This window comes from Aggregatibacter segnis ATCC 33393 (genome assembly GCF_900476035.1).
Classification (GTDB): Bacteria; Pseudomonadota; Gammaproteobacteria; order Enterobacterales; family Pasteurellaceae; genus Aggregatibacter; species Aggregatibacter segnis.
Window position 1 is genome coordinate 112,732 of sequence record NZ_LS483443.1, and the last position, 14,130, is coordinate 126,861.

A 14,130-nucleotide genomic window follows, 5' to 3' on the forward strand; every position below is an offset into this window, starting at 1 on the left:
ATAATTAAAGTGCGGTTTCCTTTTCCCTTCATTGAGAAAAAACCGACTTTCCGCTACAATACGCCACTATTTTTATTCACGTAAACAGACTATGTCAGAAATTAAGTTAATTGTTGGGCTTGGCAATCCCGGCGATAAATACGAAGACACCCGCCACAATGCCGGAGAATGGTTAATTGCGCGCTTAGCACGGCGGTTTAATGTCACATTAAATGCGGAAAATAAATTTTTCGGGAAGGTGGGAAAAACGCTGATGAACGGCAAAGAAATCCGTTTTTTGGTGCCGACAACCTTTATGAATTTAAGCGGCAAAGCGGTAGGCGCATTAGCGAATTTTTATCGTATCAAACCCGAAGAAATTTTAGTCCTGCATGATGAGTTAGATTTACCGCCCGGCAGCGTTAAACTGAAATTAGGTGGGGGACATGGCGGACACAACGGCTTAAAAGACATTGTTGCCGCATTGGGCAATAACAACAATTTCTATCGTCTGCGCATTGGGATCGGTCACCCGGGACACCGTGATTTAGTGGCGGGTTATGTGTTAAACAAACCGTCACCCAGTGAGCGTGAAGCGCTTGAAAATGCCTTGGATGAAGCGGCAAATTGCGTGGAACTGCTTTTCAAAGACGGCATCGTCAAAGCCACTAATCGACTAAATAGTTTTAAAATTTAACCGAAAAGTGCGGTCAAAAAACACGGTCAATTTCAACCGCACTTTTCTTCACCAATAAGGAAAAATTATGGGATTCAAATGTGGTATCGTGGGCCTGCCGAATGTGGGCAAATCCACACTTTTCAACGCCTTAACCAAAGCCGGCATTGAAGCGGCAAACTATCCGTTTTGCACCATCGAGCCAAATACCGGCGTGGTGCCAATGCCGGATCCGCGTTTAGACGCCTTAGCGGAAATTGTCAAACCTGAACGTGTATTGCCCACCACCATGGAATTTGTGGATATCGCAGGCTTGGTGGCCGGCGCGAGTAAAGGCGAAGGTTTGGGTAATAAATTCCTCGCCAACATCCGCGAAACGGACGCCATTGGCCATGTCGTACGTTGTTTTGAAAACGATGACATCGTACACGTTGCGGGCAAGATCGATCCGTTAAGCGATATTGAAACCATCAACACCGAACTGGCGTTAGCCGATTTAGACAGCTGTGAACGTGCGATTCAACGTTTACAAAAACGTGCTAAAGGCGGCGATAAAGATGCGAAATTCGAACTTTCCGTGATGGAAAAAATCTTACCGGTACTTTCTGAAGCGGGCATGATTCGTTCTGTGCCATTAGAAAAAGACGAGTTATTGGCGATCAAAAGCTATAATTTCTTAACCTTAAAACCGACCATGTACATTGCCAACGTGAATGAAGACGGTTTTGAAAATAATCCTTATCTTGACAAAGTCCGCGAATTTGCTGAAAAAGAAGGCTCTGTCGTGGTGCCGGTGTGTGCCGCAATTGAAGCAGAAATCGCCGAACTAGATGATGATGAAAAACTCGAGTTCTTACAAGATCTCGGCATTGAAGAGCCGGGCTTAAACCGTGTCATTCGTGCAGGCTACGCGCTTTTAAACTTACAAACTTACTTTACCGCCGGTGTAAAAGAAGTGCGCGCATGGACCGTTTCCGTGGGTGCGACCGCACCGAAAGCGGCTGCCGTGATCCATACCGACTTTGAAAAAGGCTTTATCCGTGCCGAAGTGATTGCCTACGAAGATTTTATCCAATTCAAAGGCGAAAACGGTGCTAAAGATGCCGGCAAATGGCGTTTGGAAGGGAAAGACTACATCGTACAAGACGGCGATGTCATGCACTTCCGCTTCAACGTGTAAAACAATCAAAAAATGAACCGCACTTTAAGGCACTAAAGTGCGATTTTTTTTATCGCTTTTTTAAGGAATTTACATGTCTTCTTCAATTAAATATCGTGCTGAAATAGATGGACTTCGTGCCATTGCGGTGATTTCAGTGATCATCTATCACCTCAATGCCAATTGGCTACCAGGTGGTTTTCTTGGCGTAGATATTTTCTTTGTTATTTCCGGCTTTCTCATTACCGGCATCATCATTAATGAGATTCAAGAAAATCGCTTCTCTTTTAAAGACTTCTATACCCGCCGGATAAAGCGAATTTAGTCGGCATTCATTGTGGTAATGGCCCTTGTGTCTTTGGTTGCTTCTGCGTTATTTATCTATAATGATTTTAACCAACTCAGAAAGACCATTGAGCTTGCTGCTGTTTTTTCCTCTAACTTTTATTTGGGCTTTAAGCAGGGCTATTTTGACCTTAATGCGACAGAAAACCCTGTTTTACATATTTGGTCATTAGCTGTTGAAGAACAATACTACTTAATTTTCCCTTTGTTTTTATTTTTTGTATATAAAAAAGCCGGGAATTTAAAATCTATTTTTAGATTTACACTCATACTCTTTATCCTGTTGTTATTAACCTCATTTATTCCTAACACTTTTTATAAAGATGTATTACATCAACCGAATACTTATTATCTTTCCAATTTACGCTTTCCGGAATTGCTTATTGGATCATTATTAGCCATTTACAATATTAATCCACCGGCAAATCACACATTTAATAAAAACCTGATTGGGAATTTCAGTTTTTTATTATTGCTGGCTTGCCTATATTTTTATCATAACAAGTTAGTCTTTATTCCCAGAGTAAGTTTAGTTTTACCTTGTTTACTAGCTGCACTTGTCATTTACACCACAACGCAAGATAGTATTGTAAAAAAACTGCTTTCCACAAAACCAATGGTATTTATTGGAAAAATATCTTATTCACTCTATTTATACCATTGGATATTTATCTCTTTTGCCTACTATATTACGGGCACCAAACAAATAGATAATCAAATTGTATTGTTAGTCACGGCGTTAACCGTACTTTTCTCTATCTTAAGTTATTACCTAATTGAGCAGCCAATTAGAAAATCAAAATTAGGTTTCAAACAGGCATTTTTATATCTCTATGTGATCCCTTCTGTTTTAGTGATTGGATATAACACCTATGAAAGAAAACAGATCAAAAATGAGAAAGAACAAATTGAGCAAGAAGTGCCATTAGCAGAAACGAATACGCACCTCCCAGCAAAAATCTTAACAATTGGCGATTCACATGCCGGCCATTTAGCTTATTTCTTAAATTATGTTGGTGCGCAAGAAGGTTGGAAGGCGGATATTCTAAATACAGGTCCAGATTGCCAAGTATTGGTAGATAAAAATGGAGAAGTGACACCGGAATGCCAATCACAATGGAATGAAATAGCCAAATACGACGCTGTTTTCATTTCTGAGTTTTATGATCTTCGAATGGAAGGCCAACCGGTTCCGCGATTTGAAGCTGAATCTTATTTAGTCCCTGACTTTGAAATCCGATTTAGAAAAATGGTGGAAAAACTCGCAACAGAAAAACCTGTTTATGTTTTTGCCAATAATAGTTCGATTAACCGCTCCCCTATTCGAGGACATCTCCTCGCTAAATATGGGCTAGATAAATATCTCGAGCCAATTCGTAGAATGGGCGATATTGATGCAAGCAACCAAATCATTCATGATTTAATTAAAGATATCCCAAATGCACATTGGGTTGATGCACAACAATATCTTCCTAAAGACAGCGTGATAGCGGAAGGGAAATATCTCTATGGCGATCAAGACCACTTAACGAACTTTGGTGCTTACTATTTAGGGAAAGAATTCACCAAACACCAAAGATTGCTCTCCCCTGAACAAGTTGAAAAATTATATAAATAATAGTTCGATCTTGTAAGTATTTGTCGAATCTACCCTGTTAACAAAAAGTGCGGTTTTTCTACCGCACTTTTTTATTACTGTTATTCTTTATTTAGCAACAACCGTTCCGTTTCAAAATCATGATGCAGCGGTTCGATATCAGGCATGGTTTTATTGGCTTTCGCGGAAAGTGCCTTAAAGCGTTCCACTTTGCCTATCAAGCCCTGTTGCCCCACGAGTGCCGTGACAGCGCTGTTGTAGTGCGAACTAACGGTGGAAAGGCTATTCCCCACTTTCGCTAAGCGCTCTGCAAGCAAGCAGATTTGGTTATAAATGTCACCGGCTTTTTCGCTGATTTCACGCGCTTCCGCATTACCGCGCTCCACCCGCCAAAGGTTCGCCACCGTACGTAAAATAGGCATCAGCGTGGTATGTGACACCATAATGACATTTTTGTCATAACCATAACCGAACAAACTCGGATCCATTTTTAAGGCTTCAATGTAAGCTGGTTCCACGGCAATAAACATCAACACGAAATTCGGGCTACGTACGCCGATAAGGTTACTGTAATCTTTGCGGGATAAGTCGTCGATGTGATTACGCAACGCCTTAATGTGCTCGCGCAGAAACGCCTGACGCTCTATTTCATCTTCAGCACTGACCGCACTTTCATAAGCGTTAAGCGACATTTTGCTGTCGATAATCAAATGTTTCTCATCCGGTAGGTTAAGAATAAAGTCGGGATAATTGCGCTTGCCTTCTTCATTTTTAAAATGCGCCTGTGCGGTGTAATGTTCATCTTCCACCAAGCCGGCAGATTGCAGCGCCCGCTCCAACTGCATTTCCCCCCAGTTACCAAGGGTTTTCTTTTCCCCTTTCAGAGCGGAAGTCAAATTGTTCGCTTGTTGCGACATACTCAAACCGATTTCCAACACTTTCTTAATTTCTGCTTCCAAGCCCGCGTTGCCCTTAAGGGATTCCGAATGAATTTCATTCACCCGTTTTTGGAAGCTTTCAATTTGCTCACGGAATGGCTTTAACAAGCTGTCCATCGATGCTTGGTTCGTTTGCTGAAAACGCTGGCTTTTCTCTTCTAAAATACGATTCGCGAGGTTTTGAAATTCCGTATTGAGCTGCTGTTTGGTTTGTTCAACATGTTGTTGCTGCTCGACAAAATGCTTTTCTTTTTCCGTTAACGTGGTTTTCAATTCCGCCAGTTCCTGCGAAAGTGCGGTGTGTTTTTCCGTTAAATTTGCCAGCGATTCTTCTTTGCGGACAATCTGCGCTTGGCTTTGCGCAAGTTGTCCGCGCAAGCTGTCCGCCTGTGCCGATGCCACACCAAAACGTTCTTTCAGCGTCGTTATTTGTTCTGCGATGGCGGAATGGCGCGCCTGTTCTTCGTTTAGTTCCGTTTGCAAATACTGTACTTTTTCATCCCGTTCATTTAAGCGAATTTGTAGTCCATCCGCCGTGGTTTGCGCTTTCGCTACCTCTTGTTCTAATTGATTTTTACGGGCAGTAACGGCATCAAATTTTTCTAATAAACGATTAAAATCCTCAATGTTTTTATTTAAATCCTGTTGTAATTCCAGGCTATCCCGTTTCCGGCGTGCGCTGATAAAAAGCAAAATAAGGCAAAGCACGCCCAATGCGACGCAAACGCCCAATAACACATTTAAATCAATATCCAATGCAAACATGTTCCCTCCTGATATTGGGCGTTAGTATAAAGGAAATCCGTGGCCTTTGCCGACCTTTTGCTTTTTCATTTCGTGGGTGGCAAAAGGCGCAAAACTTGCGGTAGAATGGCGCGCGAACCGTTTTAATATTTGTCGAGAAAAATCACCGCACTTTTAGGGCATGCCATGAATCAACCTTTATTTCAACATACCAAACACGAGGAACACTGCCCGCACTGCGGTGCGTTGTTGCAAATAAAGCAAGGCAAAAAAGGGCTATTTCTCGGCTGTTCTGCCTATCCGCAATGTGATTACTTAAAACCGTTACAGGCTTCCAACGAAGTAAAAACCCTCAAAATATTAGAACAAACTTGCCCCCAATGCGGACATTTATTGGCGTTAAAACAAGGGCATTTCGGCATGTTTATCGGTTGTAGCAATTATCCGGAATGTCATTTTGTGGTGCATGAGGAAGCAGAAGAGGAAACGGAAGAACACGTACCTTGCCCGGAATGTAAAGAAGGGCAGTTAGTGGCGCGGCGTGGACGTGCCGGCAAGCTATTTTACGCCTGCAACCGTTTTCCGCATTGTAAGTTTTCCGTGCCAACTAAACCTTATTTAGTGGATTGCCCGCAATGCCATGGCAATTTAGCCTTATTAAAAAAACAACAGGGCGAACAACGTACTTGGCAATGTGTGAATAAAACCTGCCGCCATATTTTTACCACCGAGTAGCCTCATGAATTTACAAGAGATTGTTAACCATTTAAAAAATCAGCAAGTCGTTGCCTACCCCACCGAAGCGGTTTTTGGCTTAGGTTGTAATCCAAACAGCCAAAGTGCGGTGGAAAATTTACTTGTTTTAAAACAGCGCCCGATGTCAAAAGGGCTAATTTTAATTGCGCCGAGCTTGGATTTTTTGTTGCCTTTTATGGATGAAAGCCGTTTGATGGAAGAACATTGGCAACGCTTAACTACGCAATATGATCGACCAACGACATGGGTCGTCCCGGCAAAAACAACGACCCCAAAATTTCTTACCGGCGATTTTAACAGTATTGCGGTGCGCATCAGCCAACACCCTGCCGTTAAGCTATTATGCGAACAGGCGGGCTTTGCTCTCACCTCCACCAGCGCCAACTTAACCGGACAGCCGCCTTGTCGCACGGCACAAGAAGTGGCGCAACAATTCGGCACGGATTTTCCGGTGCTAGATATGTCTGTGGGCGGTGCGGTAAATCCATCCGAAATTCGCGACATTTTCACCAACCAAGTTTTTCGCCAAGGATAAATCATGTTATATGCCGTTTGGGGCAACCCGATTGCTCAAAGCAAATCGCCGCAAATTCATCGCATTTTTGCCAAACAAACCGCCCAAGACGTGCAATACGATGCTATGTTAGGCGACGAACAGGATTTTGAACGGCAATTATTGGCATTTTTTGCCCAAGGCGCAGCAGGATGTAATATCACCTCGCCTTTCAAAGAGCGCGCGTTCAAGCTGGCAGATGCACACAGTGAGCGTTGCCTGATAGCGGAAGCCTGCAACACGTTGAAAAAATTAGACGATGGCACGCTGTATGCGGACAATACTGATGGTGCAGGATTGGTGACGGATTTACAGCGATTGAATTGGATTAAGCCGAATCAAACCCTACTCATTTTAGGGGCTGGCGGTGCCACAAAAGGCGTGTTGCTACCGCTTTTACATGCACAGCAAAACATTGTGATTGCTAACCGCACTTTAGCCAAAGCGCAACTGTTGGCAGAAAAATTTTCGCCTTACGGCAATATTCGTGCCGTAGAACTGAGTCAACTTCCCACGCAATCCTTTGATGTGATTATCAATGCGACCTCCTCAGGTCTGCACGGCGGTACGATACAAATTAACGATGAGATTCTGCGAGCAGCAAAAGCAGTTTATGACATGCAATATGATCGACAAAAAGACACGCCGTTTTTAGCACGCTGTGGTGCGTTAGGCGTGCAAAACCGAAGCGACGGTTTCGGGATGTTATTGGCGCAAGCTGCGCATACTTTCCATTTATGGCGTGGCGTGATGCCGAACATTACGCCGTTATTTGAACAGTTATAAAAAAGCTATTGGCGCGTTTTCGCTTGTAGAATGCCATCCGTGATAATCAAAAGCATAGCAAGCACCAAACAAATAAACAACGGATAACTTTGCGCATCAATTTCTTCGCCGATTAACAAAGAAACCCCTACCATCAAGCAAGGCTCTACATAACCAAGTAAGCCCAACAAATTCATCGGTAAATGATTACTGGCAAGAATGTAAGAATTGAGCGCCGTCCCACTAATTAAGCCTAGCAGTAGCAACAAGACCAAAATATTCGGATTACTTTGTTGTACTTGGGCAATATCCACTTGCCAGGCGAAGTAAATACAAAATGGCAAAAGGGTCAACATTTCTAAGAAAAATGCCGCAAGATCGGTCATTTTCCACATTCGACGTACCACAAAGTAAGTGGTATATCCCACGCAAATTACCAACGCTTCCCAAGAAATCTCCCCTTTTAAGGCGATGTTGGAAATGACTCCCACGGCAGCAATAAATACGGCTAAAAACTTAATGCGAGAAATCCGTTCTTTAAAAATAATTCGTGCTGCAGCCACCATCACTAAAGGCAGCAATAAATAACCGAAAGAAACACTCAACGAGCTGCCATTATTAGGTGCCCACAAAAATAGCCACATTTGAAAGCCCATCAACGCACCGGTAAAGAAAAAAGCCAACGCAAAGTGCGGTTGTCTTTGAATGCGTTTTAAATGGGCAATCAGCGCCATTTTTTGTTTAAACAAAATCACAGCAGCCGCCACAAAAGGCAAGGTAAATACAATGCGATAACCGAAAATATCTGTGCCACTCAAAGGCAGCAACAGCGTAGAAAAATAATACATGTAGCCAAACAGCAGAGAGGCAAATAAAGAAAACGCAACGCCTTTTAGCATAAAAACTCCTTAAATCATGACCGCACTTTACGCTAATAACTGCCAAAATGCACGCACTAAAGGGCGCTCTAAGACAGGTTTCAACGCACACACACCAAGTTCAAAAGGGGGTATCGGTTCCTCTAACTGCAAGGTAGAAATTTGGCTGTTCAACGGGCTATTTTTAATCACCACATCGGGCAATAAGGCTAAACCACACCCGAGTGCCACCATGGACACAATGCCTTCATGCCCCGCCACGGTGCCATAGATTTTCGGGTGTTTAATGCCTTTTTGTTTAAACCATTCTTCGATCCGCTGCCGTGCCATGCCGTCTAACGGCAAGATAAAAGGAACCTGTTGCCAATTAATCGGTTCTTGTTGCAATAATTGTGTTGCCGAACATGCCACACGAGGCGCAATCATCGACAACGCAATATCATCGATATAATGAAACGTCACCGCACTCGGTAATACCGGCGGTTTCCCTGCCAACGCCAAATCCACCTGTTGCGCCTGCACCAAATGTACCGCCTGCGCCGGATCGCCTGTGGTCAGTTGAATTTCCACTTTCGGATAATGCGCACGGAATTTCTCCAAAATCCCCGGCAAATGGCTATACGCCGCCGTCACCGAGCAATACAGCTTGAGCTCCCCGCTAAGCTCTTCCTCTTGGGTATGCAACTGCTGTTGAAACAACATCCAATTCTGCCACTGCTGCTGTGCAAACGCCAAAAACACCTCACCATTCGGCGTTAACGACACCTGACGATTATCCCGCCATAAAAGCTGCTGCCCCAGTTCCTCTTCGATTTTTTGAATTTGGCGGGACAAGGTTGACGGCGACATATGGTGTAGCGCCGCTGTTTTGGCGAAGTTTTGGGTTTGAGTGAGGGTGATGAAGATTTTGAGATCGTTAAAAGTCATGTTTTTAATCTTAAGTTAGGTTTCATTCTCAATTTCATTGAGAATGACCTACTTTTCTTTGCTTGTGCAAAGCAAAGTAGGCAAAAGAAAACACACCCCAGCTTCACCGCTTATCTTCACTCAGTTGCAATTTTCTTTACGAAAATTTTCGAACTCGCCGCCAGCGGCTCAGACAAACGAAAATTTCCTAAAAATTGCAAATCGCTCAGGCGGTTCAGATGGGGACCCCATTTTATTCGAGCGCTACTTAAAGTGTATTATGTCAATAGATTCAAAAGTGCGGTCATTTCTAAGAATGTTTTTTTGAAATAAAAATATCTAAAAATTCAACCGCACTTTTTTAAAAAACAAATTATTTCCTCCGTGTAAGACGCCCTTATGGAAATGCAATTTTTAGCTAAATTTCGCTTTGTTTGAGCGAAGCGAGTTCGAAATTTAGCGTGAAAAAAATTGCATTGGAATAAGGATAAGCGGTTTAGTCGGAGTGCCTTTTTCTTTGCCTTCTTTCTTTTTGGGCAAACACAAAACACTTGTGTTTTGAACGTTGCTTTAGCTACGGCACGAAGTGTGAGCGAAGCGAATTAAAGAAAGAAGGTCGCCATCGGCGAAACCGATTCCTCTAAATGTAGGTAATTGCAAAAACTGCAACACACAATCCCAATAATATCACTTTACGCAACACCAAAACACCCTATAATCACCCAAATCTAAACAAACACTCCCACACAAAAGGAAAACATCATGGCTAATTATTTCAATACCTTAAACTTACGCCAACAATTAGACCAACTCGGTCGCTGCCGTTTTATGGATCGCAGTGAGTTCGCAACTGAAGCTGATTTCTTGAAAGGCAAGAAAATCGTGATCGTAGGTTGCGGTGCACAAGGGTTAAACCAAGGGTTAAATATGCGTGATTCTGGTCTAGACATCAGCTACGCATTACGCCCGGAAGCCATCGCAGAAAAACGTGCGTCATTCCAACGCGCCAGTGAAAATGGCTTCAAAGTGGGCACTTATGAAGAACTGATTCCAAAAGCCGACCTAGTCATTAACCTCACCCCGGACAAACAACACTCCAAAGTGGTTGCTGATGTGATGCCGTTGATGAAAAAAGGCGCGGCATTGGGCTATTCTCACGGTTTAAACATTGTTGAGGTGGGCGAGCAAATCCGTCCTGACATCACCGTCGTGATGGTGGCACCAAAATGCCCGGGTACAGAAGTACGTGAAGAATACAAACGTGGTTTTGGCGTGCCTACATTAATTGCCGTGCACCCGGAAAATGACCCACAAGGCGAAGGTTTAGAAATTGCTAAAGCTTGGGCGGCGGCAACCGGTGGTCATCGTGCAGGCGTGTTGGAATCCTCTTTCGTGGCGGAAGTCAAATCTGACTTAATGGGTGAACAAACCATCCTTTGCGGTATGTTGCAAGCAGGTTCTCTCATTTGCTACGACAAATTAGTGGCTGACGGCAAAGATCCGGCTTATGCGGGCAAATTAGTGCAATATGGCTGGGAAACCATCACCGAAGCCTTAAAACAAGGCGGTATCACGTTGATGATGGATCGCTTGTCCAACAGCGCAAAATTGCGTGCGTTCGAGTTAGCAGAACAAATAAAAGAAGAATTGGCCTTCTTATTTGCTAAACACATGGACGATATCATCAGCGGCGAATTCTCCCGTGTGATGATGGAAGACTGGGCAAACGGTGATGCCAACCTCTTAAAATGGCGTGAAGAAACCGGCAAAACGGCTTTTGAAAACGCACCGAAATATGAGGGCAAAATCAGTGAGCAAGAATATTTCGACCATGGCGTGTTAATGATTGCGATGGTTAAAGCCGGTGTTGAATTGGCATTCGATACCATGGTGGCCAGCGGCATTTACGAAGAATCCGCTTACTACGAGTCCTTACACGAATTGCCGTTAATCGCCAACACGATTGCGCGTAAACGTTTATATGAAATGAATGTAGTGATTTCCGACACGGCGGAATACGGTAACTACTTATTTGCTAACGTTGCTGGCCCGATTATGCAAAAAGCATTAGTGCCAACCTTACGCAAAGGCGATATCGGCGAACCAACACCAAGCGTGGAAATCGACAACATCACCTTACGCGATGTAAACGATGCAATCCGCAATCATCCGGTAGAATTAATTGGCCAAGAATTGCGTGGTTACATGAAAGATATGAAACGCGTGTCATTGCAAGGTTAATCAAATATCATTATATTAAGCCGATTTTTTAAATCGGCTTTTTTATAGGGAAAATTAAGGAATCAGTATGAAAAACAATAAAAAATTTAACCGCACTTTTCAGTTAAGTTTGGTTGCAACAGCATTAAGTTTAGCAAATTTGGGATGGGCAACGGATCTCACTTGTAATACAACAACAGGTTGTAAATATATTCAAGGACCCGGCAATACGTGGTATATCAACGATACAGCGACTCAACTCGCCGATGCTGTAAATGTCACCGTTGAAGCAGGAAATTACCAAAACAAAGCAAAAACAGAAACGGGTGCAAGTACTAGCCTAGGCCGACCAAGTCAATCATCTGATGCTTTATTTCATATTTTCGATCTAACAAAACAAGATAATGTCATTACACTAAAATCAGGCGTTAAAGCAACGCTTAAAGAAGATTATACATCCAGCCAATTAGTTCATGTCAATGGTGCAACAGCAAATTTAGAACAGGGTGTAAAACTCATCGTTGACAAAAACTATTCTCAAATTCACAACATTCCTGATGCTAATGGTAATTTTGACGGTAATGCTGCTATTGAGTCCCGTAATTCAACAATCAATACTCAAGCAGATATTGAACTCAACAATGACGGCTCAAATGCAATTGAATCGCAAGAAACGTCTATTATTAATTCGTCTAACCATAAAATCACCATGAATGGTGAAAACAACGGGGCATACACGCTTTTCGGAAAAGACATTGTAAATATTGAAAACGTCACTATTACTGGAAATAAAGATTTACAATCTGTTTTTGATATTGGAAATGATCGCACTGAAGAACAAATCGTCAATGCTAAAAAGTTAAACGCTACGTTAAACGATAAAAGTATCTTCATGAACCTCCATGACAGCGGCACACAGACGGTTACCTTAAGGGATTCTAAGATTAAAGCCGGTTATGGATTGCATGCTGTACCGCTTGGGGACGAACATACCGTTACCCTGAACTTACATAACAGCGAATTGAATACCACTCGAGCACTCGTTTCCATCAATGATCCGAATTTCCCAGTTGATGAGGAAGACGAGGAAGAAATTGATGCCAATGCAGCAAGCACGTTCCATTTGCACCTTATTGCTGATAACAACTCCAAACTGAGTGGCGCAATTATTGAAAACCCACAAAGACCGGCAAAAACCGAAGTAAACGTCACATTAGCCAATAGCCAGTGGAATTTTAATCAATCGAGTATTCTTCATCACTTGAATACGCAAAACTCAACGGTCAAATTTGAACCGACATCGGAATATAAAACGTTAACGATTAAAGGTGATCTCACTGGCTCCACCACATTTGATCTCAATACCAATATCGCTGAAAACAAAACCGATAAAATCGTTGTGAAAGGAAAAGCGGAAGGTGATCATCACCTTAATGTGACGGATCACGGCACGCATGTGGCAAACGGTAAAGTAACCTTAGTTGAAACCAATACTGGAAATGCAAAATTTCACTTAGCGAATGCCAATGGTTATGTGGCGCTCGGTGCTTATAAATACTTCTTAACCCCTGAAGGAAAAAATTGGGTGCTAGCGCACTCACAAAGCGCAGTCACACCACAGCCACAGCCACAGCCACAGCCACAGCCACAGCCACAGCCACAGCCACAGCCACAGCCACAGCCAAGTATTACACCATCTTTACCGGCGACCGCACAACTACTTGAGAGCGCAAACGCACAAGTGTCTCTTCGCCAAGCGGAATTACTGATGGTCGAAAATGAATTGAACGGCATTCACCAACGTTTAGGTGAAATTAGAACCGGTGAGAAAGGCAATATTTGGGTGAAAAACGTCAATTCACATCAAAAACTCACCGCACTTTCCACGGGTGAAAGTCAAACTTCCGGTTTTAAGCAAAACGTACATAGCTTACAAATTGGTGCGGATGCAGCGGCGACAGATAAGGTACGTTTAGGCGGATTTGTCGGACACAGTCAAGCCAATATTGACTTCAACAATCATTACGGCAACGGAAAAGTGAAAGGACAAACCCTTGGGGTTTACGGGACTTACATGGCTGACAATGGTGTCTATTTAGATAATATTGCGCAATATAGTCGCTTAACCGCAAACTCAAATCATACGGAAAAACACCGTTACAACGCTTACACGTTAAGCAGTGAAATCGGCAAACAATTCCAATTAGCCGGTGCATGGACCGTGACTCCACAAGCGCAATTGGCTTGGACGCATATTAACGGTAAAGAAAAAGAAGATAGCTTATCTGCCATTTCTTCTCGAATCGGTTTACGCCTTGCCAAAACCTTCGAGTTGAGCCAAGGATGGAAACTTCAACCTTATGCGGAAGCGAATGCGATCACGACACGCCTCCGCCACAGCGACATTAACTACAATGGTAGCCAACTCAATGTAGAAAGTTATCGCGGTCGGTTTACAAGTGCGGTCGGTTTTAACGCCGGTTTTGGCAATCACCGAATGGGAGTAGAAGTGAATCGCGCAGACGGCAAACACATCAAGCAACCATTTGGCGTACAAGCCGTCTATCGCTTCCAATGGTAGTTTAAAATGAATAAAAAATGCGCTTAGTTTTAA

10 protein-coding genes and 1 pseudogene are annotated in these 14,130 nt (G+C 43.1%); 8 read left to right on the forward strand and 3 right to left on the reverse strand.

All coding sequences use genetic code 11. The annotated features are described in order from the left end of the window. Positions 1-91 precede the first annotated feature (91 nt). The 3 genes and pseudogenes from pth (at position 92) to DQN58_RS00610 (ending at position 3,777) form a co-directional block, all read left to right on the forward strand. Positions 92-676: an aminoacyl-tRNA hydrolase gene (gene pth / locus DQN58_RS00600; RefSeq protein ID WP_006719312.1), complete on the forward strand. Its 585-nt coding sequence runs from the start codon at positions 92-94 to the stop codon at positions 674-676. 67 nt (positions 677-743) lie between these two features. Beyond that, the gene (gene ychF, locus DQN58_RS00605; RefSeq protein ID WP_006719313.1) at positions 744-1,835 is read left to right on the forward strand and encodes a redox-regulated ATPase YchF; all 1,092 of its coding nucleotides are present in this window, start codon (positions 744-746) and stop codon (positions 1,833-1,835) included. Positions 1,836-1,908: 73 nt separating this feature from the next. Next, positions 1,909-3,777, forward strand: a pseudogene (locus tag DQN58_RS00610) (acyltransferase family protein). 80 nt (positions 3,778-3,857) lie between these two features. Here DQN58_RS00610 and rmuC read toward each other — a convergent pair. Beyond that, positions 3,858-5,459 carry a DNA recombination protein RmuC gene (gene rmuC, locus DQN58_RS00615; protein WP_006719316.1) on the reverse strand — a complete coding sequence of 534 codons (1,602 nt, stop codon included), beginning with the start codon at positions 5,457-5,459 and terminating at the stop codon, positions 3,858-3,860. Between the two features lie 165 nt (positions 5,460-5,624). Here rmuC and DQN58_RS00620 point away from each other — a divergent pair, with 165 nt between their 5' ends. The 3 genes from DQN58_RS00620 to aroE are packed head-to-tail and all read left to right on the forward strand — an operon-like array spanning position 5,625 to position 7,533. Continuing rightward, the gene (locus DQN58_RS00620) at positions 5,625-6,173 is read left to right on the forward strand and encodes a DNA topoisomerase family protein (protein WP_006719317.1); all 549 of its coding nucleotides are present in this window, start codon (positions 5,625-5,627) and stop codon (positions 6,171-6,173) included. Positions 6,174-6,177: 4 nt separating this feature from the next. Next, complete coding sequence (locus DQN58_RS00625) at positions 6,178-6,729, forward strand: Sua5/YciO/YrdC/YwlC family protein (protein ID WP_006719318.1); 552 nt, start codon at positions 6,178-6,180, stop codon at positions 6,727-6,729. 3 nt (positions 6,730-6,732) lie between these two features. After that, entirely contained in the window at positions 6,733-7,533 is an 801-nt protein-coding gene (aroE, locus tag DQN58_RS00630; RefSeq protein ID WP_006719319.1) for a shikimate dehydrogenase, read from the forward strand. A gap of 5 nt (positions 7,534-7,538) precedes the next feature. On the opposite strand, the gene rarD is transcribed toward aroE, so the two are convergent. Both rarD and ilvY read right to left on the reverse strand, forming a co-directional pair. Then, on the reverse strand, positions 7,539-8,411 hold the full coding sequence (rarD, locus tag DQN58_RS00635; protein ID WP_006719320.1) for an EamA family transporter RarD: 873 nt from the start codon (positions 8,409-8,411) through the stop codon (positions 7,539-7,541). Between the two features lie 27 nt (positions 8,412-8,438). Beyond that, positions 8,439-9,317: an HTH-type transcriptional activator IlvY gene (gene ilvY, locus DQN58_RS00640; RefSeq protein WP_006719322.1), complete on the reverse strand. Its 879-nt coding sequence runs from the start codon at positions 9,315-9,317 to the stop codon at positions 8,439-8,441. Between the two features lie 741 nt (positions 9,318-10,058). Here ilvY and ilvC point away from each other — a divergent pair. Next, positions 10,059-11,537 carry a ketol-acid reductoisomerase gene (ilvC, locus tag DQN58_RS00645; protein ID WP_006719325.1) on the forward strand — a complete coding sequence of 493 codons (1,479 nt, stop codon included), beginning with the start codon at positions 10,059-10,061 and terminating at the stop codon, positions 11,535-11,537. A 67-nt stretch (positions 11,538-11,604) separates the two neighbouring features. Beyond that, positions 11,605-14,097: an autotransporter outer membrane beta-barrel domain-containing protein gene (locus DQN58_RS00650; protein WP_006719327.1), complete on the forward strand. Its 2,493-nt coding sequence runs from the start codon at positions 11,605-11,607 to the stop codon at positions 14,095-14,097. The last annotated feature ends 33 nt before the right edge of the window (positions 14,098-14,130 follow it).

Excerpts from the sequence above, each read along its gene's own strand:
- pth (WP_006719312.1), top strand. The coding sequence starts at position 92 with ATGTCAGAAATTAAGTTAATTGTTGGGCTTGGCAATCCCGGCGATAAA.
- ychF (WP_006719313.1), top strand. The coding sequence starts at position 744 with ATGGGATTCAAATGTGGTATCGTGGGCCTGCCGAATGTGGGCAAATCC.
- rmuC (WP_006719316.1), bottom strand. The coding sequence starts at position 5,459 with ATGTTTGCATTGGATATTGATTTAAATGTGTTATTGGGCGTTTGCGTC.
- DQN58_RS00620 (WP_006719317.1), top strand. The coding sequence starts at position 5,625 with ATGAATCAACCTTTATTTCAACATACCAAACACGAGGAACACTGCCCG.
- DQN58_RS00625 (WP_006719318.1), top strand. The coding sequence starts at position 6,178 with ATGAATTTACAAGAGATTGTTAACCATTTAAAAAATCAGCAAGTCGTT.
- aroE (WP_006719319.1), top strand. The coding sequence starts at position 6,733 with ATGTTATATGCCGTTTGGGGCAACCCGATTGCTCAAAGCAAATCGCCG.
- rarD (WP_006719320.1), bottom strand. The coding sequence starts at position 8,411 with ATGCTAAAAGGCGTTGCGTTTTCTTTATTTGCCTCTCTGCTGTTTGGC.
- ilvY (WP_006719322.1), bottom strand. The coding sequence starts at position 9,317 with ATGACTTTTAACGATCTCAAAATCTTCATCACCCTCACTCAAACCCAA.
- ilvC (WP_006719325.1), top strand. The coding sequence starts at position 10,059 with ATGGCTAATTATTTCAATACCTTAAACTTACGCCAACAATTAGACCAA.
- DQN58_RS00650 (WP_006719327.1), top strand. The coding sequence starts at position 11,605 with ATGAAAAACAATAAAAAATTTAACCGCACTTTTCAGTTAAGTTTGGTT.